Genomic DNA, 19345 nt, shown 5'->3' on the forward strand with positions numbered 1-19345 from the left:
AAACGATTTTAAAATGCAAATTAAATAGAAAATATTGAATTATAGGCAGTCTTAACCTATCTTTGTTAGACAAAATTTTAACAGATGAACCTTTTTAACAATACAAAAGTTGCTTTTTCATTAAAAACAGATTCGCAGTTAGAGAGAGCTTATTTTTTATTTAAAATGATACAAAGTGAGCCTATGGTTAAAATAGGTAGTGCTGTTACCAATTTTGCATTAAAAGTGCATTTGCCAGTAGAAGGTTTAATACGTTCTACAGTTTTTGACCATTTTTGTGGCGGAGTTACAGAAGAAGATTGTTTACCAATTATAGATAATATGTACAATAATGGTAACGTTTGTAGTGTTTTAGATTATTCTGTAGAAGGCAAAGAGCAAGAAGTTAGTTTTGATGGTGCTTTAGAAAAAATTCTAAAAATTATAGATTTTTGCGAAGAAAAAGATGCCATACCTTTTGCAGTTTTTAAACCAACTGGCTTTGGTAGATTTGCATTATATCAAAAAATTTCTGAAAAAAAACTATTAACTTTAGAAGAAGAGAAAGAATGGGAAAGAGTAGTAGCCAGATATCATAAAGTGTGCAAAACAGCACAAGAAAAAAATATTCCATTATTAATAGATGCAGAAGAAAGTTGGATGCAAGATGCAGCAGACAATCTTATTGAAAACTTAATGGAAACCTACAACAAAGAAAAAGCAATTGTTTTTAACACCCTACAAATGTATCGTCATGATCGTTTAGCGTATTTAAAACAAGTACACCAAAAAGCTCAAGAAAAAAAATATCATATTGGTTTTAAAGTGGTTAGAGGTGCTTATATGGAAAAAGAAAGAGCAAGAGCAGAAGAAAAAGGATATCCATCACCAATTTGTAAAGACAAAAACGCCACAGATATCAACTTTAATAAAGCCATAGAATTTATAATAGAACATAAAAATATGGCGCTTTTTGCTGGTACACATAATGAGGAAAGCTCTTATTTGTTAATGGATTTGGCTAAGAAACACAACATAAAAAAAGACGACAAACGCCTTTGGTTTGGGCAATTATTTGGCATGAGTGATCATATTAGCTACAATTTAGCAAATGAAAAATACAACGTGGCCAAATACCTTCCTTTTGGGCCTGTAAGAGATGTTATGCCATATTTAATAAGGCGTGCAGAAGAAAACACCTCTGTTGCTGGCCAAACCAGCAGAGAGTTAAACTTGTTAAAAGCAGAAAAAAAGCGCAGAAAATTATAATGCAAACTTTAGACGAAATAAAACAATTATTACACAGAAATAAATTAAGACTGCACCAAGAATTACTGCAAAGTAAAGAAGCAATGCAGCTCATAAGAAAATCTGTTAGTACCAATTTAACTGAAGAAGAAAAAGAAAAAATAAAAATTCAGTTGCTAGACATTTGTAAAGCCATACCAGCTTTTGCCGTATTTATGCTACCAGGAGGCGCTCTGTTATTACCACTTTTAATTAAATTAATACCAGATATTTTACCATCTGCCTTTAAAGAAGACCTTTCAGAAGAAGAATAAATAAAATGTTTAGGGCAATCCCACGCAAAAAAGCGTGGTCGCGCTTTACACTATATCTTTTTTTAAAAACCTGAAAAAAAATCAGGGTTTTAAAAAAAGGATGCCGTTGCAATCGCTATTGCACATTTTTGCCAACAATTAGAAAAACCAAAGACAAAATATTTTAAATTAGCAAAAGCTATAAAATTGTTTTAAATGTTTTTAGAAGTAAAGAAACCCTTAGTAAGTGTAGCTTGGTTACAGCATAATTTAGAGAACAAAAACCAGATTGTTTTAGATTGCACCATTGCAAAAGTAACCGATAAAACAAAAGATAAAACAGAACAAAAACAAATTAAAAACGCACGTTTTTTTGATTTAAAACAGGTTTTTTCAGAAAAATCGGCAACTTTTCCAAACACCGTTTTATCACCAGAACAATTTCAAGAGAAAGCACAAGAATTAGGCATTAATAAAAATAGTTTTATTGTTTGTTATGACAATTTAGGAATCTATTCTTCACCTAGAGTTTGGTGGATGTTTCAACTCATGGGTTTTACAAATTGTGCCGTTTTAGATGGCGGTTTTCCAGAATGGATTTCAAAAAAATATCCCGTAGAAAATCCTCATAATAAAAAATACACAAAAGGAAATTTTAAGGTAAATTATCAACCCCAAAAAATAAAATACACCAAAGACGTTTTAAATGCTTTAGAAAATAATGAGATTTTAATTGCAGATGCACGCTCTAAAGGCAGGTTTTATGGCACAGAACCAGAGCCAAGAGAAGATTTAAAAAGCGGTCACATACCAAACTCTGTAAATTTACCTTTTACAGAAGTTTTAAAAGAAGGCAAATTAAAATCAGAAGAAGCGTTAAAAGAACTCTTTACAGATTATAAAACCAAAAAAGAAATTATATTTACCTGTGGTTCAGGAATTACAGCTTCTATTTTAGCATTATCAGCAGCAATGGCAGGCATTAAAAACACTGCCGTTTATGATGGTTCTTGGACAGAGTGGGGCAGTACCAAAAACTTACCAATACACGTATAACTATGAAATTAAATTGGACAAAAAAAGAATTTGAAGCTTATTTACTGCTATTTGCAGCGCATGCAAATCATGTAGAAGATAAAAAAGAAAACGAATTTATTAATACATTGGTAGATAAAAAAACGTTACATAAAATCCACACAGAAGTAGTTGTAGATTCAGAAGAAGAAAATTTAAGTAAAATTCAAGAATATATATCAAATAGCAAGTTTACCAATTCAGAAAAGGAAAATTTACTAAGAAATATTAAAAAAGTACTATTTGCAGACGGTTCTGTAGATATTTTAGAGAAAAAAGCATATACAATTTTGCAAAAAATGCTCAGTTAATTAACACTAATCAGCGGTATTTAAGATTATAACTAGAAAAAATAAAAAATATTTTTTAAAATATTTTAGAGTGTTTTATTCTTTAAAATAAAATAAAATTAAGATATTTGCATCATTAAAATAATAAAATGAAATTTATTCAATTACATCGTCATCATTTAAATAATTGCTCAATCGCGATTTAAAAATGTATTGAATAAAGTCAACATATTTATAAACCCGTTTGAGCAAATCAAACGGGTTTTGCATTTTTAAATTTAAAACAATTAGAAAATATAAAAATCAGTTTGATTGTTCCGTTTAAGAACAGTAAAAAGATAAAAATAAAGATGAAAAACTTAAGAATTGCAGTACAAAAATCTGGTAGATTAAATGAAGATTCTATGAGAATCCTTAAAGATATTGGTATTGCTATAGACAATGGTAAAGATCAATTAAAGGCAGCCGCAAGAGATTTTCCTGTAGAAGTTTTCTATTTAAGAAATGGTGATATTCCTCAATATTTAAAAGATGGCGTGGTAGATGCTGCCATTATTGGAGAAAATGTACTTATAGAAAAAGGAGCAGATATAGAATTTATAGAACGTTTAGGTTTTTCTAAATGTAAAGTTTCTATTGCAGTACCCAAAGAATCTACAGCAAATTCTTTAAAAGATTTAGATGGCAAACGCATTGCAACATCTTACCCAGAAACCGTAAAAAAATACTTAAAAGAGCAAAATATAAATGCACAATTGCACAAAATTAATGGCTCTGTAGAAATTGCACCAAATATTGGTTTGGCAGACGGTATTTGTGATATTGTTTCCAGTGGATCAACCTTATTTAAAAACGGATTAAAAGAAATTGAAGTTCTTTTAAAATCTGAAGCAGTTTTAGCAGTTTCTCCACAAATATCAGCAGAAAGAAAAGCTATTTTAGAAAAAATTCAATTTAGAATTCAATCTGTTTTAAAAGGTAGAAATTCTAAGTATGTGTTGTTAAATGCACCGAATGAAAAATTAGACGCAATTTTAGATTTGTTGCCAGGTATGCGTAGTCCAACTGTTTTACCGTTGGCAGAAAAAGGTTGGAGCTCTGTACACACCGTAATTTCTAAAAATCAGTTTTGGGAAATTATAGACGAATTAAAAGCCAATGGCGCAGAAGGTATTTTGGTTTGTCCAATAGAAAAAATGGTGCTCTAAAAACGTCATTACAAAAGAGGAAAAATTAAAGTAATCTCTTTTTTAATACAAAGAATGCTTTACAAACTCACAATGACAAAAATATATATTTTTTGGGCGTTTTAACGGGCTTTACACTATATCTTTTTGCTGAGTTTTCGATACAAATTTGCAAAAAAGCAAATTCACTCAAACTAAGCAAAAAGGATGTCGTTTCAATCCCTAACGCTTGGGCAAGTTAATAAGAATTTAGAATTATGAAAATCATAAACAATCCACATAAAAAAGATTGGAAAAAAATCTTAGAAAGACCTACCAAAACGGTTGATGATATTGAAGGTGTTGTTAACGATGTTTTTACGGATGTTAAAGAAAATGGAGATAAAGCCATTGCAAAATACACCCAAAAATTTGACGGAGTTGCTTTAGATAACGCCATTGTTTCAGAAACTGAAATTAATGAAGCAATTGGTTTAGTTTCTGAAGCATTAAAAGAAGCAATACAGTTAGCAAAATCAAATATAGAAGCTTTTCATAAAGTACAAAAAACAGAAAAAGTTTTTTTAGAAACCACAAATGGTGTGGAATGTTGGCAAGAAAAAAGACCAATTACTAAAGTAGGTTTGTATATTCCTGGAGGAACTGCGCCTTTGTTTTCAACAGTTTTAATGCTATCTGTTCCTGCTCAAATTGCAGGTTGTAAAGAAATTGTGTTGTGTTCTCCGCCAAACGCATCAGGTAAAATTCATCCAGCCATTTTATATACAGCTCATTTATGTGGTGTTACCAAAATTGTAAAAATGGGTGGTATACAAGCCATTGCAGGTTTAACTTTTGGTACAGCAACAATACCACAAGTGTATAAAATATTTGGTCCAGGAAATCAGTTTGTAACGGTTGCAAAACAGCTTTCAACAAAATTTGGTGTTGCTATAGACATGCCAGCAGGTCCAAGTGAATTGTTAGTGGTTGCAGATGATGCTGCAGACGCAAGTTTTGTAGCTGCAGATTTGTTAAGTCAAGCAGAACATGGTGTAGATTCTCAAGTTATTTTGGTATCAACTTCCAAAAAATTAATTGCAGATGTTGAAGTAGAGATTAACAAACAAATAGAAGAGTTACCAAGAGTAGAAATTGCCAAAAAAGCCATAGAAAATTCGAAATCTATATTGGTAAAAGACCACGCAGAGGCTTTAGATTTAATTAATGAATATGGTCCAGAACATTTTATTGTGTGCACAAAAGATGATGATTTTTATGTAAACAATATTGAAAATGCAGGCTCTGTTTTTATTGGAAATTATACACCAGAAAGCGCAGGAGATTATGCATCTGGCACAAACCATACTTTACCAACAAACGGATTTACAAAAGCATATTCTGGTGTAAATTTAGATAGTTTTAATAAAAGTATTACTTTTCAAAAAATATCTGAAACAGGTATAAAAAATATAGGAAAAGCCATTGAAATTATGGCAGAAACAGAAGGTTTACAAGCGCACAAAAATGCGGTTACTTTGCGTTTAAAATATATTAAAAATAATTAATAAGAGCGATATTTTTTCCTTTTAATGGAAGATGTCCAAAAGACAAATGGGGAATTTCAATATAAACAATCTCGTAAGAGAAAATATCAAAAACATCAAACCATATTCTTCTGCAAGAGATGAATATAAAGATGCTACTTCAGACCAAATGGTGTTTTTAGATGCTAATGAAAATCCGTTTGAAAACGGTGTAAATCGTTATCCAGATCCACAGCAACACGCCGTTAAAGACTTGTTATCAAAAATAAAAAAGGTTTCTAAAGAAAATATTCTTCTAGGAAATGGAAGTGATGAAGTTTTAGATTTATTGTTTAGAGCTTTTTGCGAACCCAAAGAAGATAATATTATTACTTTACCGCCAACTTATGGTATGTATAGTGTTTTAGCCAATATTAATAATGTAGAAAATAAAACGGTTTTATTAACACAAGATTTTCAACCAAAAGTTAATCAGATTTTAGAAAAAATAAATGAGAATTCTAAAATGCTTTTTTTATGTTCGCCAAATAATCCTTCAGGAAATAGTTTTTCAACCAAAATTATAGAAGAATTGTTACACAAATTCAATGGTTTTGTAATTATAGATGAAGCTTATATTGATTTTTCTGAGGAAAAAAGTTGGTTAGCAAGATTGGAAGAATTTCCAAATTTAATTGTAACGCAAACCTTGTCTAAAGCTTATGGTCTAGCAGGAATTAGGTTAGGTGTTTGTTATGCATCACCAGAAATTATAAAAATTTTAAATAACATAAAACCACCTTATAATGTAAACCAATTAACGCAACAAAAGGCAATTGAGCGTTTGCAAAAGGTAAATGAAGTTCAGCAAGAAATTATAGCAATTAAGAACCAAAGAAATCAGCTAATTTCTAATTTAAAAGAAATTGATTTTATAAAAGAAATTTACCCAACAGATTGTAATTTTGTTTTGGTAAAGGTAGATGATGCAACAAAAAGGTATAATCAATTAATAGCGAAAGGAATTGTAATTCGTAATAGAACTACACAGCCTTTGTGCGAAAATACATTGCGTTTTACAATAGGAACTGATGTTGAAAATAATAGATTATTACAGGCTTTAACGGAAATAGAATAAAATGTTATTCCTGTGCAGGCAAGGAATCCAAAATTAAAATTAGAAGTAGATTCCTGTTTTTACAGGAATGACAAGAAAAACTAAAATGAGTAAAAAGGTACTATTTATAGACAGAGACGGAACATTAGTTTTAGAACCGCCCGTAGATTATCAACTAGATAGTTTAGAAAAGTTAGAATATTATCCAAAAGTATTTCAATACATGGCAAAAATTGCGTCTGAATTGGATTACGAATTGGTAATGGTGACCAACCAAGATGGTTTGGGAACCAATTCTTTTCCTGAAGAAACGTTTTGGCCAGCTCAAAATAAAATTATTGATGCTTTTGCAAAAGAAGGTGTTGTTTTTTCTGAAATTTTTATAGATAAAACTTTTCCTCATGAAAATGCAGAAACACGTAAACCAAGAACAGGTTTGTTAACTAAATATTTTTCTGAAGAATATGATTTAGCAAATTCTTTTGTTTTAGGAGATAGAATTACAGACATGGAATTGGCTAAAAATTTAGGTGCAAAAGGTATTTATTTATCAGAAAACCCTGATTTAGGAGCAGATGAAATAGAAACTTCTAAGCAAGAAATTTTAGATTGTATTGCGTTAACATCTACAGATTGGTCTGCAATTTATGAGTTTTTAAAATTAAAAGATAGAGTTGCAGAAATTACTAGAAATACCAATGAAACTAAAATTTACATCAAACTAAATTTAGACGGTTCTGGTAAAAATAATATTGCTACAGGCTTGCATTTTTTTGATCATATGTTAGATCAAATTGGTAGACATGGAAACATGGATTTAACCATAAAAGTAGATGGCGATTTAGAAGTAGATGAACATCACACAATAGAAGATACCATGATTGCTTTTGGAGAATTATTCAACAAAGCATTAGGCAATAAATTAGGCATAGAACGTTATGGTTTTTGCTTACCAATGGACGATTGTTTAGCACAAGTTGCAGTGGATTTTGGTGGAAGAAATTGGCTAGAATGGGATGCTAAATTTAAAAGAGAAAAAATAGGTGATATGCCAACCGAAATGTTTTTCCATTTATTTAAATCATTTACAGATGGCGCAAAATGCAACCTAAATATTAAGGCAGAAGGTGTTAATGAACATCACAAAATAGAAGGTATTTTTAAAGCTTTTGCTAAAGCGATGAAAATGGCTGTTAAAAGAGATCCTAACAAGATGTTTTTACCATCTACAAAAGGATTGTTATAGTTGATTGTGATTTGTTTTTAGTTCTTGGTGTTTTAAACCATCAATTAAAAACCAAAAAACATCAACAATAAACCAATAGAAAAAATGAAATTAGTAATTATAGATTACGGAGCAGGAAACATAAAAAGTATTCAATTTGCTTTTAAAAGATTAGGAGTTGATGCCATTTTAACAAATAATGTGAATGAAATTAAAACTGCAGATAAAGTAATTTTTCCTGGAGTTGGAGAAGCAAGTTCTGCAATGAAAATGTTAAAAGAAAGTGGTTTAGATACTTTAATACCTACTTTAAAACAACCCGTTTTAGGAATTTGTCTAGGAATGCAATTAATGTGTAACTCCTCTGAAGAAGGAAACACTAAAGGATTGGGCATTTTTAATGTAGCTATAAAACGTTTTACAGATAAAGTTAAGGTTCCTCAAATGGGTTGGAACGTAATTTCTAATTTAAAGTCAGATTTATTTACGGGAATCAAAGAAAATGAATTCATGTATTTAGTGCATAGTTTTTATGCAGAAAAATGTGAAGAAATGATTGCTGAAACAGACTATGAAATTGCATATGCATCTGCTTTACAGAAAAATAATTTTTATGGTGTGCAATTTCATCCAGAAAAATCTGGAATAGAAGGAGCAAAAATTCTACAAAACTTTTTAGATTTAAAAAATAAATAACAATATAAATATGGCAAGAAAATTAATTAGTTCAGGATCTCCTTTTGAAGATGAAATGGGATACTCAAGAGCAGTAGTAGAAGGAGATTGGGTTTTTGTTTCTGGTACAACCGGTTTTAATTATGAAAACATGACAATTGCAGATGATGTTGTAAGTCAAACAGCGCAATGTTTTGAAAATATAAAAGCAGTTTTAGAGCAGGCAGGTTCTAGTTTAGATAAAATTGTGCGTGTAACGTATATCTTACCAGTTGCAGCAGATTTTAATTCAATTTTACCAGTATTAAAAAAATATTTGGGAAATGTAAAGCCAGCAGCAACTGTTTTTTCTGCAGCTTTAATTGATGAGAAAATGAAAATTGAAATTCAGGTTACAGCTTTAAATAAGTAATTTATTGATAGTTATTAGTTTATGATTGTTTGTAGAAAAATGTAAATATTCACCAACCAAAAACTAAAAACCGAAAACCAAATAAAAAATGAGAATAATACCTGCAATTGATATTATAGATGGTAAATGTGTGCGTTTAACCAAAGGAGATTACAATACAAAAAAAATCTATAACGAAAATCCAATAGAGGTTGCTGCAGCATTTGAAGATGCAGGGATTGAATTTTTGCATGTGGTGGATTTAGATGGTGCAAAAGCAAGTACAATTGTAAATCATAAAGTTTTAGAAAAAATTGCAACAAAAACAAATTTAAAAATTGATTTTGGTGGTGGTTTAAAAGCTGACAAAGACTTGGAAATTGCTTTTAATTCTGGTGCAAATCAAATTACTGGTGGCAGTATAGCTGTTAAAAACCCAACAATATTTAAAAGTTGGATTGAGAAATTTGGTTCAGAAAAAATAATTTTAGGTGCAGATTTTTATCCAGATAATTCAGGCGGAAAAATAGCAACAAACGGTTGGCAAGAAGAAAGTTCTTTAGAATTGATCCCTTTTATTACAGGCTATCAAAAAGAGGGAATACAGTATGTAATTTGTACAGATATTTCAAAAGATGGTATGTTACAAGGCCCTAGTTTTGATGTTTACCAACAAATTTTATCAGAAGTAAAACCCTTAAAATTAATTGCATCAGGAGGAATATCATCTTTTGATGAAATTCCAAAGTTGGCAGCAAATGGTTGTGAAGGCGTAATTATTGGAAAAGCAATTTATGAGAATAAAATTAGTTTGAAACAACTAGAAAAATACATAGTTGACGGTTTATAATTATCATTTTTAACCAAAAACCACCAACCAAAAACCACCAACCAAAAACCAACAACCACCAACCAACACAAAATAAAATGTTAACAAAAAGAATAGTACCTTGTTTAGATATTAAAAACGGAAGAACTGTAAAAGGTGTAAATTTCGTAAATTTAATTGACGCAGGAGATCCTGTGGTTTTAGCAAAACAATATGCAGATTTAGGTGCAGATGAATTGGTGTTTTTAGATATTGCAGCAACTTTAGAAAATAGAGGAACTACGTTAGATATGGTTTTAAAAGTAGCAGAACAAGTAAATATTCCGTTTACAGTAGGTGGTGGTATTTCTTCCGTTGCACATGTAGATAAATTATTAAAATGTGGTGCAGATAAAGTCTCAATTAATTCTTCTGCAGTAAAAAGACCAGATTTAATAAACGAATTGGCAGAAAAATTTGGGAATCAATGTGTGGTGGTTGCCATAGATGCAAAACAAGTTGAGGGAGAATGGTTAGTGCATTTGGCAGGAGGTACAATTCCAACAGAAATTAAGTTGTTTGATTGGGCAATAGAAGTTGAAAAACGTGGAGCAGGAGAAATATTATTTACGTCTATGAATCATGATGGAACCAAAGCAGGTTTTGCGAATAAAGCTTTGGCACATTTATCATCAATAGTAAATATACCTATTATAGCTTCTGGAGGAGCTGGAAATATGCAACATTTTGCAGATACTTTTATTGAAGGAAAAGCAGATGCAGCTTTAGCCGCAAGTGTTTTTCATTTTGGTGAAATACCAATTTTAGAATTAAAAAAAGCATTAAAAATACAGGGAATTCCTGTAAGAATATAAAATTTGTTGTTAATACATGGTTTATGTTTCTTTGAAATACGGATCATCAACCAAAAACCATCAACCAAAAATCATAATAATGAACATAGATTTCAATAAAAATAACGACGGTTTAGTACCAGCAATCATTCAAGATGCCACTACAAAAAATGTATTGATGTTAGGATATATGAATGAAGAAGCTTTTGCAAAAACACAAGAAACCAAATTGGTTACTTTTTTTAGTAGAACTAAAAACAGATTATGGACTAAAGGTGAAGAAAGTGGTAATGTATTAAATTTAGTAGATATTAAACTAGATTGTGATAACGATACCTTATTGATTTTTGTAAATCCAAAAGGACCAACTTGCCATACAGGCACAGGTACTTGTTGGAATGGAGAGAATACGCCTAACTATGGCTTCTTTTCTACGTTAGAAGACGTTATTAAAGAAAGAGTTGCCAATAAAGACACTAAAAAATCTTATGTAGCTAGTTTATTTGACAAAGGAATTAACAAAGTAGCACAAAAAGTAGGTGAGGAGGCAGTAGAAACGGTTATTGAAGCTATGGATAATAATGATGAATTGTTTTTGTATGAATCTGCAGATTTACTTTTTCATTACTTAATGTTGTTACAAGCCAAAGGTTTTACCTTAAAAGATATTGAAGCAGAATTAATAAAAAGACAAAAGTAAAATTATTTAGTTTGCTCTTTTGAAGTTTAAAAGTTTGAGATCTATTGAGAATAAGAATAGGTTAGCAATTAAAATATTAATCTTAAGATTTTAATAATTCTAAAGTGACTAAATAGATATCCTGTTTGGTCATTTTTGCTTTTAACCAAGCATAAAAGCTTATAATAAATAGATCTTCTTTTTTATTATTTTTAAATTGAAAAGCTGTTTTTACTTTGTTGTAAAAAGATAAAGTAGTTACGCTTTCAGGATTTTTATAGTAAGTTTCTACCAATTTTAAGTAGGTAATCACTTTATTTTGATTTGCCTTTTGTAGATGTTTATTATAAGTTCTTTTAAAGCTTAAAATTCTGGACTCTACAGCATTTATATTTCCCAGATCAATTTGAAGTAAGATATCTACAATGTTCTTTTTAATTAACCAATCTATGCCTACTTTCTCTAAATACCATTTATCTGTGTGGTATAGTTTCGTAATAACTTTATTCGCTTTTATTACATCTCCTTTTTGAAAATAAAATACAATTAAAGCCAGTTTTATATCCAATTGGTCTATAATAGTTGTTTTTTTTGTAAGTTTTACGTTCTCTAAAATAATAATGGCATTATCATTATCTCCTTGGTAATTATTATTCAAAGCAGAAAGCAAATAAAATTTATTTACAAATTCTGTATAATATTGCTGTTTATGCGCTAACATTAAAGTATGCATGCGTTTTAAATACTTTTCAGATGCTATAAACTTTCTATTACGAAATAAAGTATTGGCAATTATGTATAAAATTTCAATATGGTAATAATTTTGCTTTTCAATAGATTTATGGTTTTTAATGATGTTGTAACTGTCTAGTAAAAATGGTTCTATGTTCCAATATTCATAGTTTTGAGCAGAAGAAATATTAATAATTTGAATAATTTGATATAGAGATTTGAAAGATAAATCTTTAGAAATTTTAATATTTTCAATTTCTAACGAAGTTGTTACAAAAGTATTAATATCAATTATTTTCTGTTGATGTGTTACCTCAGAAAGTGCTCTTCTTATTTTTGCATACGCTATATTTAAAGATTCTTCTAATTGATGCTTTTTCTGATTTTGTTTGTGCTCGTGAACTAAATCATTAATATTTAGATCTGGAAAATGATAAGAGTACTGAATTTTAGTATGATAAATTTCATTTAAAATTGGATATAGTTGTTGCTCTTTTGCAATAACGGCAGCTTTTTCTAAAATTTGAAATCCTATTTTAAATTGCTTTTTAAGCATAAAACTTCTAGAAGAAACAATTAATTTTATTAAGTGTATGTCTATAGAATTCTCTTTTCTTAAACTTGTATTGGCAGAGAAATCAATTAAAGAATCAAACAAACGCTTTCTTAAAGCATGAAAAGCAACTTTGTTGTCTTTTTTATAAAGTTGTATGCAGATTTCTTTAGAAGACAAGTCTTTATCTCTTAACAACTTTACAAGCTGTACGTTTTTAGCATCTTGTCGTTTGTTCTTTTTATTTAAATAATTTAAAAACTCTTGCTGTTGTTCTTTGGATAAACTATTAATAATGGCTTTTAAATCTATCATTATATCATCAGTAATTTATTAAAAAATATATGTGTAAGACTATTTTTATATAAATATATCGTCAGTAATTTTTAAAATGTGTTTTTACAGTATTGTATTTCTATCGCAAATTTGCAGTATAATTATTAAACTAAAAATTATGAATTATCAAACAACAGTTTCTGCAAATGAAGAAACTAAAAAACAAAGTAAAAAGAACAATTTTAAAAACATTGTAAATCCAAAACCAACTGCAGCTTATGTGGGGTCAAGTTGGGGTGTTGTAGTTATAGGGTTACTTTCTTATTGTATTGGTTTGTGGAATGCAACTATGGAGTTGAATGAAAAAGGTTACTATTTTGCGATTCTTTTAATGGGAATTTATGCAGTTATTTCACTTCAAAAAGCAGTAAGAGATAAAGCAGAACAAATTAAAGTAAGCGAAATGTATTACGGCATTAGTTGGGTAGTTGTAATTGCATCTTTATTATTATTAATAATTGGTTTAAGAAATGCAGATTTACTGTTAAGTGAAAAAGGTTTTTATGCAATTTCTTATTTATTAAGTCTTTTTGGAGCAATTACCGTTCAAAAAAACACCAGAGATATCGATTTTATCAACACTAAAAATGAAGAAGAAAATAGTTAGTTTGATAATGGTTTTAAATCCAAAACCCCATAAGTTTAGGCTTGTGAGGTTTAAAAAAACAAACGTTCGTAAATTTTTTACGAGCGTTTTACACGAATAAACATATAATATCTAATATGCATTTATTAGAATTACTTTTAAAATTGCTAAAACTCTTTAATTATTTGCTCAAAACCAAACACGCATAAAGTGCTAGCAGTAATTATTCTTAATCACTTTTATTGATGTTGTACCTTTTTACAAAGAAAAAACATGAAATAGACTAATGCCCAAACTCAAAGTAATCATAAAATGCTGTTTTAGTTACGGTTTAAACGGCAGTTTTTTAGGTAATTACAACTATTTTTTTGTTATTTAGTTAAGCAATAATAATTAAAAGTAAGCGATTAAAAGTTCTTTTTATATTTGGTAAAATAGTGATTTGCAAAATAATAATAGTAATTTCGCAACCTTTAAAAATAAAGTATTGAAAGCTACTAAAACCCAAATATTAATTGTTTTCTCGTTTATTGCTATTTATATAATTTGGGGTTCTACCTATTTATTTAATAAAGTTGCAGTTACAGAGTTGCCACCTTTTTTTTTAGCAAGTATACGTTTTTCTATAGCAGGTGTTTTAATGATGCTTATCGCTAAAATAGCTGGTGCTAATTTTAAAATTTCTTTAAAGCAACTTAAAAACGCATCCATTGCTTCTTTATTTTTTTTAATTCTAGGAAATAGTGTTTTTGTTTGGGCTTTACAATTTGTAGATAGTGGTTTTGCGGCATTAATAGCATCTACACAGCCTTTGTTTGTATTGTTAATATTACGTTTTATTGATAGAAAACCAATGCAGAAAAAATCTATTGTTGGTGTTACTTTAGGTATTTTGGGTATGTACTTGCTAATTAGTCAGCAAGAATTGGTTACTTCAGAACAAACAATTATAGGTATTTTAGTAATGTTGGGTTGTGTTTTAGGGTGGAGTTATGGTGGTGTTTTTGTATCCAAGGCAGATTTACCTAAAAATTTTTTAGTAAGTACAGGCATCCAAATGATTGTAGCTGGTGCAGTTTTGGCTTTAATTAGTATAAGTTTTAAAGAAACTTGGTCTTTACCAACAAATTGGAGTGCTAATGTACAAATAGCTATGCTTTTATTAATTTTTTTAGGTGGTATAGTTGCTTTTACTGCTTTTAATTACCTTTTAAAGGTGGTTTCTACAGAAAAAGTAGCCACATCTGCTTATGTAAATCCAGTGATAGCTTTGTTTATGGGTTGGTATTTTTTAGATGAAAAAATAAGCACACAATCTATGGTAGCATCTGTTGTTTTATTAACAGGTGTTTATTTTATAACTTCTAGAAAAAGAAGGTAAATTTTTAGCAAATGAATCCAAATAAATTCTCATTTATAAATCCAAAGAAATTTCCATTTTTTTATGGTTACATAATTCTATTTTTTGGTAGTATTGGTGTTTTGTTTAGTATTCCAGGGCAAACCGTAGGTGTTTCTGTATTTACAGATCCTGTAAAAGATGCACTTGGTTTAACTCGAAATCAATTTAGTAATGGGTACATGATTGGTACTTTACTTAGTGCTTTTTTTGTAACCAAAGCCGGTGTTTTGTTTGATAAGTTTGGGGCTAGAATAGTTGCTTTTTTTGCAGCTACAGGTTTAGGTTTTGCACTATTATTATTTTCTATATCAGAAAATATCAGCAACTTTTTAAAAACTAGTTTTAATACAGGTTCTTGGGTTATTTCTTTTGTAATTATTTGTTTATTATTCTTTTTCATTCGTTTTTGTGGTCAAGGAGTATTAACCATGGCTTCTAGAAATATGGTAATGATGTGGTTTGATAAAAATCGCGGAAAAATGAATTCGATAAGTAGCATAACCGTTTCTTTAGGTTTTTCCAGTTCGCCAATTTTAATAAATTATTTAATTGATAAAAATGGATGGGAGTTAAGTTGGCAAATTCTAGCATTATGCCTATTTATATTCGGTATTTTAATACTTCAATTCTATAGAAATAAACCCGAAGATTTTGGTTTTATTCCTGATGGTTTTGTTAAAAAAACAAAAAAAGAGAAAGCTCCTGTTACAGAAATTAATTTTACATTAAAAGAAGCAAAAAAAACACGTGCCTTTTGGATGTTTGGTTTGGCGTTGTCTTTTAATAGTTTTTTTGCTACGGGTTTTACGTTTCATGTAGTTTCTATTTTTAAAAGTCAAAATTATACTAAGGAAGAGGCTATCTCAATTTTTTTACCAATCTCGATTATTGCCATAAGTATTTCTACATTAGCAAATATTCTAAGTGATTATGTACAGCACAAAGTTTATTTATATGTAATGATTTGTTGTGGTTTTTTAGCAGCTTTTGGTTTACTTCTATTAAATCAATCTTATGGCGTTTACTTGTTAGTTATAGGTTTAGGAAGTTTTAGTGGCTTATTTGCAGTAGTTAATGCTGTAACTTGGCCACGTTACTTTGGTAGGAAATATTTAGGAGAAATTACTGGTAAAGTAATGAGTTTTTTGGTAATTGCAAGCGCTTTAGCACCAAGTTTAATGAGTTATTGTTACACAAAACTAGGTAGCTACAGCTATGTTAGCTATATTTTAATTGCTTTTTTATTGTTTTTAACCATTGGTAGTTTAAAGCTATATAAACCAGAAAAATAACCGATTATTCATTATTGTCAAAACCGTAGTTTTTAAACAATAAATTTTCTTGTGAAAAGATTAAGCTCCTACTAATTTAATGAAAGCGGAACATTTTTATTTAGTAATCTATAGCACGAATGCTAAAATTCCTGAAAGAAATAAATTTTATCGAAATAAAAATTTTTAATAAATGCCACTGCTTTCAAACAGTGGTGTTTTTTGTTTGAATCAGAAAAAAAATTACAAAAGCCTGTAATAATTCTTTAACCCAACAAGTCTGCCTATATTTGCACACTTTTTAAAATTTAATAGCAATGGCAAATCAAATTAAAAATCAACAAGAAATCTTGCAAAAACTGGGTATTACACAGTTAAACAGAATGCAAGAAGAAGCGGTTGCTACAATACGTAAAAATGATAATGTAATCTTACTATCGCCAACAGGAACAGGAAAAACATTAGCTTTTGCCTTACCTTTATTAGAATTTTTAGATCCTAATTTAGAAGAAATTCAAGCTTTAATTTTGGTGCCTTCAAGAGAATTAGCAATTCAAATAGAACAAGTAATACGTGCTATGGGTTCTGGTTTTAAAGTAAATGCTGTTTATGGCGGTAGACCTATGTCTAAAGACAAAATAGAATTAAAGCATTTGCCAGCAATATTAATAGGAACTCCAGGTAGAATTTCAGATCATTTTGCAAACGAACGTTTTTCAAAAGAATACATTAAAACTTTGGTTTTAGATGAGTTTGACAAGTCTTTAGAAGTTGGTTTTGAGTATGAAATGCGTGGTATAATAAATGAATTAACTACTTTAAATAATAGAATCTTAACTTCTGCAACACAAGGAGTTGAGATTCCTGATTTTGTAGCGTTACAAAAACCAAACATTATAAATTATTTAAAAGCAACAACCTCTAAACTACAGATTAAAACGGTAGTTTCTCCTTCAAAAAATAAACAAAACACCTTATTGCATTTATTAAATTTTATAGGCAATAAACAAGGTATTATTTTCTGTAATTTAAAAGATACAATTCAAACATTAAATAACTTTTTAGAAACTAAAAATATTAAACACGGTTGTTTTAGTGGCGGAATGGAGCAAAAGGATAGAGAACGTTCTTTAATAAAGTTTAGAAACGGTACAAATCAACTTTTAGTTGCAACAGACTTAGCAGCAAGAGGTATAGATGTTCCAGAAATGGATTTTATAATTCATTATGAATTGCCACAAGCCGTAGAAGAATTTACGCATAGAAACGGACGTACAGCAAGAGTTGCAGCAGAAGGAACTGCTTTTATTTTAAAATGGAAAGACGAGCGTTTGCCAGAATTTATTAAAGAAGAAAGCCTACAAAATATCACAAAACAAGCGGAAAGAGAAGCTGTTTTTTGGGAAACCTTATTTATTTCTGGTGGTAGAAAAGACAAAATTTCTAAAGGAGATATTGCTGGTTTGTTTATAAAACAAGGAAAACTAGGCAAAAACGAACTGGGAATCATAGAGTTAAAGCAAGATTGCGCTTTTGTAGCAGTTCCTGCAACGCAAAGTAACAATTTAGTAGATATATTAAACAATTCTCGTTTAAAAAAGAAAAAGGTTAGAATTTATAAAGTTTAAAATTCAAATATTTTCAAAAAGTAAAAATATGTCAAAGCAATTTTCAGACTTAAGAATTCAAGAAGAACTTCTAAATGGGCTAAAGGATTTAAATATTTCTAAACCCACAGAGATTCAAGAAAAAATAATTCCAGTTTTATTAAACAAAACAGCAGACGTTGTGGGTTTAGCAAAAACAGGAACAGGTAAAACTGCCGCTTTTGGTTTGCCATTATTGCAATTAATAGATGTAAATAATAAAGAAGTGCAGGCAGTAATTTTAGCACCAACAAGAGAGTTAGGTCAGCAAATTTCTTGTAATTTAAAGTCTTTTTCAAAATACATTCCTGCCATTTCAATTGCTTCAATTTGTGGTGGTATTCCTATTAAACCTCAAATAGAACGCCTAAAAGAAGATACACATATTATTGTTGCAACTCCTGGTAGGTTGGCAGATTTAGTAAAAAGAGAAGCCGTAAACCTAAAAAATATTGCTTATTTTATTTTAGATGAAGCAGACGAAATGGTAAGTGCTTTAAAAGCCGATTTAGATTTAATTATTAAAGAAATCCCTAAAAAAAGAAGAACATTATTGTTTACAGCAACCTTATCTGGTGCAATTAAACAATTGGTAAACAATTATATGTCTAAAGAAATACTTCAAATAGAAGTAAATATGGAATCTTTAGGACATAAAGGGATTGACCATAAATATGTAGTTGTAGAACCAATTGAAAAATTAGAGGTTTTATTACATTTTTTAAATGTTAATGCCAGTAAACGTGGTATTATTTTCTGTAAAACAAAAGCTGCTGTTAATAAATTAGCCAAAAAATTAGCAATTAATAAGTTTTCTTCGGGTGCAATTCATGGTAGTCTAACGCAAGGAATTCGTGATAGAATTATGAATCAATTTAGAGAAGGACATCTAAATATTTTAGTAGCAACAGATTTGGCTGCCAGAGGTATAGATGTAAAAGACCTTTCTTATGTTGTAAATTATCATTTACCAGATACTTATGATGCTTATGTGCACAGAAGTGGAAGAACTGCTAGGGCAGGAGCAAGCGGACTTTCTTTAACCATTATTCAGCAAGAAGAAATAGAAGACATTTCTGAATTTGAGCGTGCTTTAGATATTCGTTTTCAGGTATTTGAAAAAGCAAGTGCTAAAAATATCGAAGAAAATAACGCATTAATTTGGGCAAATAAAATTTTTAAAACAAAACCCAATAAACAGGTTTCTGAAGATTTTAAAGCACAAATAAAAACAATATTTCATCACTTAACAAAAGATGAATTGGTAGATAAAATATTGGCAAATTATTTAGCAAATACAAAAACAACAAGTCTTACAACAGAAGTTTCAAAAAAGAAAAAAAAGAGTAAATCGTAACCTGAAAAATTGCTTTATATTAAATGCTTTCAAAAGAATATCATTCCAAGTTATAGCGATTTACACGATTACATTAATTATGAAAAATAAGTTCTTGTAAATTTACTTTTTTTGGTAGAATTGTATCCAGAACATTT

General features: G+C 29.4%; 19 protein-coding genes. 18 read left to right on the top strand and 1 reads right to left on the bottom strand.

Annotated features, from left to right (window positions below; all coding sequences use genetic code 11):
• Positions 1-84 precede the first annotated feature (84 nt).
• The 13 genes from Q0762_RS04150 to hisIE all read left to right on the top strand — a co-directional run bounded on the left by Q0762_RS04150 (position 85) and on the right by hisIE (position 11346).
• Positions 85-1248, top strand: coding sequence for a proline dehydrogenase family protein (locus Q0762_RS04150; protein ID WP_298763938.1), 1164 nt, complete (start codon positions 85-87; stop codon positions 1246-1248).
• Complete coding sequence (locus Q0762_RS04155) at positions 1248-1541, top strand: LETM1 domain-containing protein (protein ID WP_298763940.1); 294 nt, start codon at positions 1248-1250, stop codon at positions 1539-1541. Before Q0762_RS04150 ends, Q0762_RS04155 begins: the two co-directional genes overlap by 1 nt.
• Before the next feature lie 195 nt (positions 1542-1736).
• Positions 1737-2576, top strand: a complete 840-nt coding sequence (locus Q0762_RS04160) for a sulfurtransferase (protein WP_298763942.1) — start codon at positions 1737-1739, stop codon at positions 2574-2576.
• Positions 2577-2578: 2 nt separating this feature from the next.
• Positions 2579-2905 (top strand): hypothetical protein, encoded by a 327-nt coding sequence (locus Q0762_RS04165; protein ID WP_298763944.1) that lies wholly within the window; start codon positions 2579-2581, stop codon positions 2903-2905.
• A gap of 329 nt (positions 2906-3234) precedes the next feature.
• The gene (hisG, locus tag Q0762_RS04170) at positions 3235-4092 is read left to right on the top strand and encodes an ATP phosphoribosyltransferase (RefSeq protein ID WP_298763946.1); all 858 of its coding nucleotides are present in this window, start codon (positions 3235-3237) and stop codon (positions 4090-4092) included.
• Positions 4093-4328: 236 nt separating this feature from the next.
• Positions 4329-5618, top strand: coding sequence for a histidinol dehydrogenase (gene hisD, locus Q0762_RS04175; RefSeq protein WP_298763948.1), 1290 nt, complete (start codon positions 4329-4331; stop codon positions 5616-5618).
• Between the two features lie 46 nt (positions 5619-5664).
• Positions 5665-6714, top strand: a complete 1050-nt coding sequence (hisC, locus tag Q0762_RS04180) for a histidinol-phosphate transaminase (RefSeq protein WP_298764127.1) — start codon at positions 5665-5667, stop codon at positions 6712-6714.
• 85 nt (positions 6715-6799) lie between these two features.
• Entirely contained in the window at positions 6800-7939 is a 1140-nt protein-coding gene (hisB, locus tag Q0762_RS04185) for a bifunctional histidinol-phosphatase/imidazoleglycerol-phosphate dehydratase HisB (protein ID WP_298763950.1), read from the top strand.
• Between the two features lie 84 nt (positions 7940-8023).
• Complete coding sequence (gene hisH / locus Q0762_RS04190; RefSeq protein ID WP_298763952.1) at positions 8024-8614, top strand: imidazole glycerol phosphate synthase subunit HisH; 591 nt, start codon at positions 8024-8026, stop codon at positions 8612-8614.
• A 10-nt stretch (positions 8615-8624) separates the two neighbouring features.
• Positions 8625-9005 carry a RidA family protein gene (locus Q0762_RS04195; RefSeq protein WP_298763954.1) on the top strand — a complete coding sequence of 127 codons (381 nt, stop codon included), beginning with the start codon at positions 8625-8627 and terminating at the stop codon, positions 9003-9005.
• 88 nt (positions 9006-9093) lie between these two features.
• Complete coding sequence (hisA, locus tag Q0762_RS04200; RefSeq protein WP_298763956.1) at positions 9094-9834, top strand: 1-(5-phosphoribosyl)-5-[(5-phosphoribosylamino)methylideneamino]imidazole-4-carboxamide isomerase; 741 nt, start codon at positions 9094-9096, stop codon at positions 9832-9834.
• A gap of 77 nt (positions 9835-9911) precedes the next feature.
• The gene (hisF, locus tag Q0762_RS04205; RefSeq protein WP_298763958.1) at positions 9912-10667 is read left to right on the top strand and encodes an imidazole glycerol phosphate synthase subunit HisF; all 756 of its coding nucleotides are present in this window, start codon (positions 9912-9914) and stop codon (positions 10665-10667) included.
• A 16-nt stretch (positions 10668-10683) separates the two neighbouring features.
• Entirely contained in the window at positions 10684-11346 is a 663-nt protein-coding gene (hisIE, locus tag Q0762_RS04210; protein ID WP_298763961.1) for a bifunctional phosphoribosyl-AMP cyclohydrolase/phosphoribosyl-ATP diphosphatase HisIE, read from the top strand.
• Positions 11347-11428: 82 nt separating this feature from the next.
• Here hisIE and Q0762_RS04215 read toward each other — a convergent pair whose 3' ends face one another.
• Positions 11429-12925 (bottom strand): hypothetical protein, encoded by a 1497-nt coding sequence (locus tag Q0762_RS04215; protein WP_298763962.1) that lies wholly within the window; start codon positions 12923-12925, stop codon positions 11429-11431.
• Between the two features lie 139 nt (positions 12926-13064).
• Between Q0762_RS04215 and yiaA the strand changes: the two genes are divergently transcribed.
• The 5 genes from yiaA to Q0762_RS04240 all read left to right on the top strand — a co-directional run bounded on the left by yiaA (position 13065) and on the right by Q0762_RS04240 (position 19208).
• Positions 13065-13553, top strand: a complete 489-nt coding sequence (gene yiaA, locus Q0762_RS04220; RefSeq protein ID WP_298763965.1) for an inner membrane protein YiaA — start codon at positions 13065-13067, stop codon at positions 13551-13553.
• A 466-nt stretch (positions 13554-14019) separates the two neighbouring features.
• A complete protein-coding gene (locus tag Q0762_RS04225) occupies positions 14020-14913 on the top strand; it encodes an EamA family transporter (protein WP_298763968.1) in 894 nt (297 codons plus the stop codon).
• A gap of 11 nt (positions 14914-14924) precedes the next feature.
• A complete protein-coding gene (locus tag Q0762_RS04230; protein ID WP_298763971.1) occupies positions 14925-16226 on the top strand; it encodes a nitrate/nitrite transporter in 1302 nt (433 codons plus the stop codon).
• Between the two features lie 296 nt (positions 16227-16522).
• Entirely contained in the window at positions 16523-17833 is a 1311-nt protein-coding gene (locus Q0762_RS04235) for a DEAD/DEAH box helicase (RefSeq protein WP_298763974.1), read from the top strand.
• 28 nt (positions 17834-17861) lie between these two features.
• Positions 17862-19208, top strand: coding sequence for a DEAD/DEAH box helicase (locus Q0762_RS04240; protein ID WP_298763976.1), 1347 nt, complete (start codon positions 17862-17864; stop codon positions 19206-19208).
• The last annotated feature ends 137 nt before the right edge of the window (positions 19209-19345 follow it).

It is taken from the genome of uncultured Polaribacter sp., from assembly GCF_947495205.1.
GTDB lineage: Bacteria > Bacteroidota > Bacteroidia > Flavobacteriales > Flavobacteriaceae > Polaribacter.

What these genes read in the sequence shown, in the direction of transcription:
- Q0762_RS04230 (WP_298763971.1), top strand. Translation starts at nt 14,925, where the DNA reads ATGAATCCAAATAAATTCTCATTTATAAATCCAAAGAAATTTCCATTT.
- hisB (WP_298763950.1), top strand. Translation starts at nt 6,800, where the DNA reads ATGAGTAAAAAGGTACTATTTATAGACAGAGACGGAACATTAGTTTTA.
- Q0762_RS04160 (WP_298763942.1), top strand. Translation starts at nt 1,737, where the DNA reads ATGTTTTTAGAAGTAAAGAAACCCTTAGTAAGTGTAGCTTGGTTACAG.
- yiaA (WP_298763965.1), top strand. Translation starts at nt 13,065, where the DNA reads ATGAATTATCAAACAACAGTTTCTGCAAATGAAGAAACTAAAAAACAA.
- Q0762_RS04235 (WP_298763974.1), top strand. Translation starts at nt 16,523, where the DNA reads ATGGCAAATCAAATTAAAAATCAACAAGAAATCTTGCAAAAACTGGGT.
- hisH (WP_298763952.1), top strand. Translation starts at nt 8,024, where the DNA reads ATGAAATTAGTAATTATAGATTACGGAGCAGGAAACATAAAAAGTATT.
- hisF (WP_298763958.1), top strand. Translation starts at nt 9,912, where the DNA reads ATGTTAACAAAAAGAATAGTACCTTGTTTAGATATTAAAAACGGAAGA.
- hisA (WP_298763956.1), top strand. Translation starts at nt 9,094, where the DNA reads ATGAGAATAATACCTGCAATTGATATTATAGATGGTAAATGTGTGCGT.
- hisG (WP_298763946.1), top strand. Translation starts at nt 3,235, where the DNA reads ATGAAAAACTTAAGAATTGCAGTACAAAAATCTGGTAGATTAAATGAA.
- Q0762_RS04165 (WP_298763944.1), top strand. Translation starts at nt 2,579, where the DNA reads ATGAAATTAAATTGGACAAAAAAAGAATTTGAAGCTTATTTACTGCTA.
- Q0762_RS04150 (WP_298763938.1), top strand. Translation starts at nt 85, where the DNA reads ATGAACCTTTTTAACAATACAAAAGTTGCTTTTTCATTAAAAACAGAT.
- Q0762_RS04155 (WP_298763940.1), top strand. Translation starts at nt 1,248, where the DNA reads ATGCAAACTTTAGACGAAATAAAACAATTATTACACAGAAATAAATTA.
- Q0762_RS04240 (WP_298763976.1), top strand. Translation starts at nt 17,862, where the DNA reads ATGTCAAAGCAATTTTCAGACTTAAGAATTCAAGAAGAACTTCTAAAT.
- Q0762_RS04215 (WP_298763962.1), bottom strand. Translation starts at nt 12,925, where the DNA reads ATGATAGATTTAAAAGCCATTATTAATAGTTTATCCAAAGAACAACAG.
- Q0762_RS04195 (WP_298763954.1), top strand. Translation starts at nt 8,625, where the DNA reads ATGGCAAGAAAATTAATTAGTTCAGGATCTCCTTTTGAAGATGAAATG.
- hisIE (WP_298763961.1), top strand. Translation starts at nt 10,684, where the DNA reads ATGGTTTATGTTTCTTTGAAATACGGATCATCAACCAAAAACCATCAA.
- hisC (WP_298764127.1), top strand. Translation starts at nt 5,665, where the DNA reads ATGGGGAATTTCAATATAAACAATCTCGTAAGAGAAAATATCAAAAAC.
- hisD (WP_298763948.1), top strand. Translation starts at nt 4,329, where the DNA reads ATGAAAATCATAAACAATCCACATAAAAAAGATTGGAAAAAAATCTTA.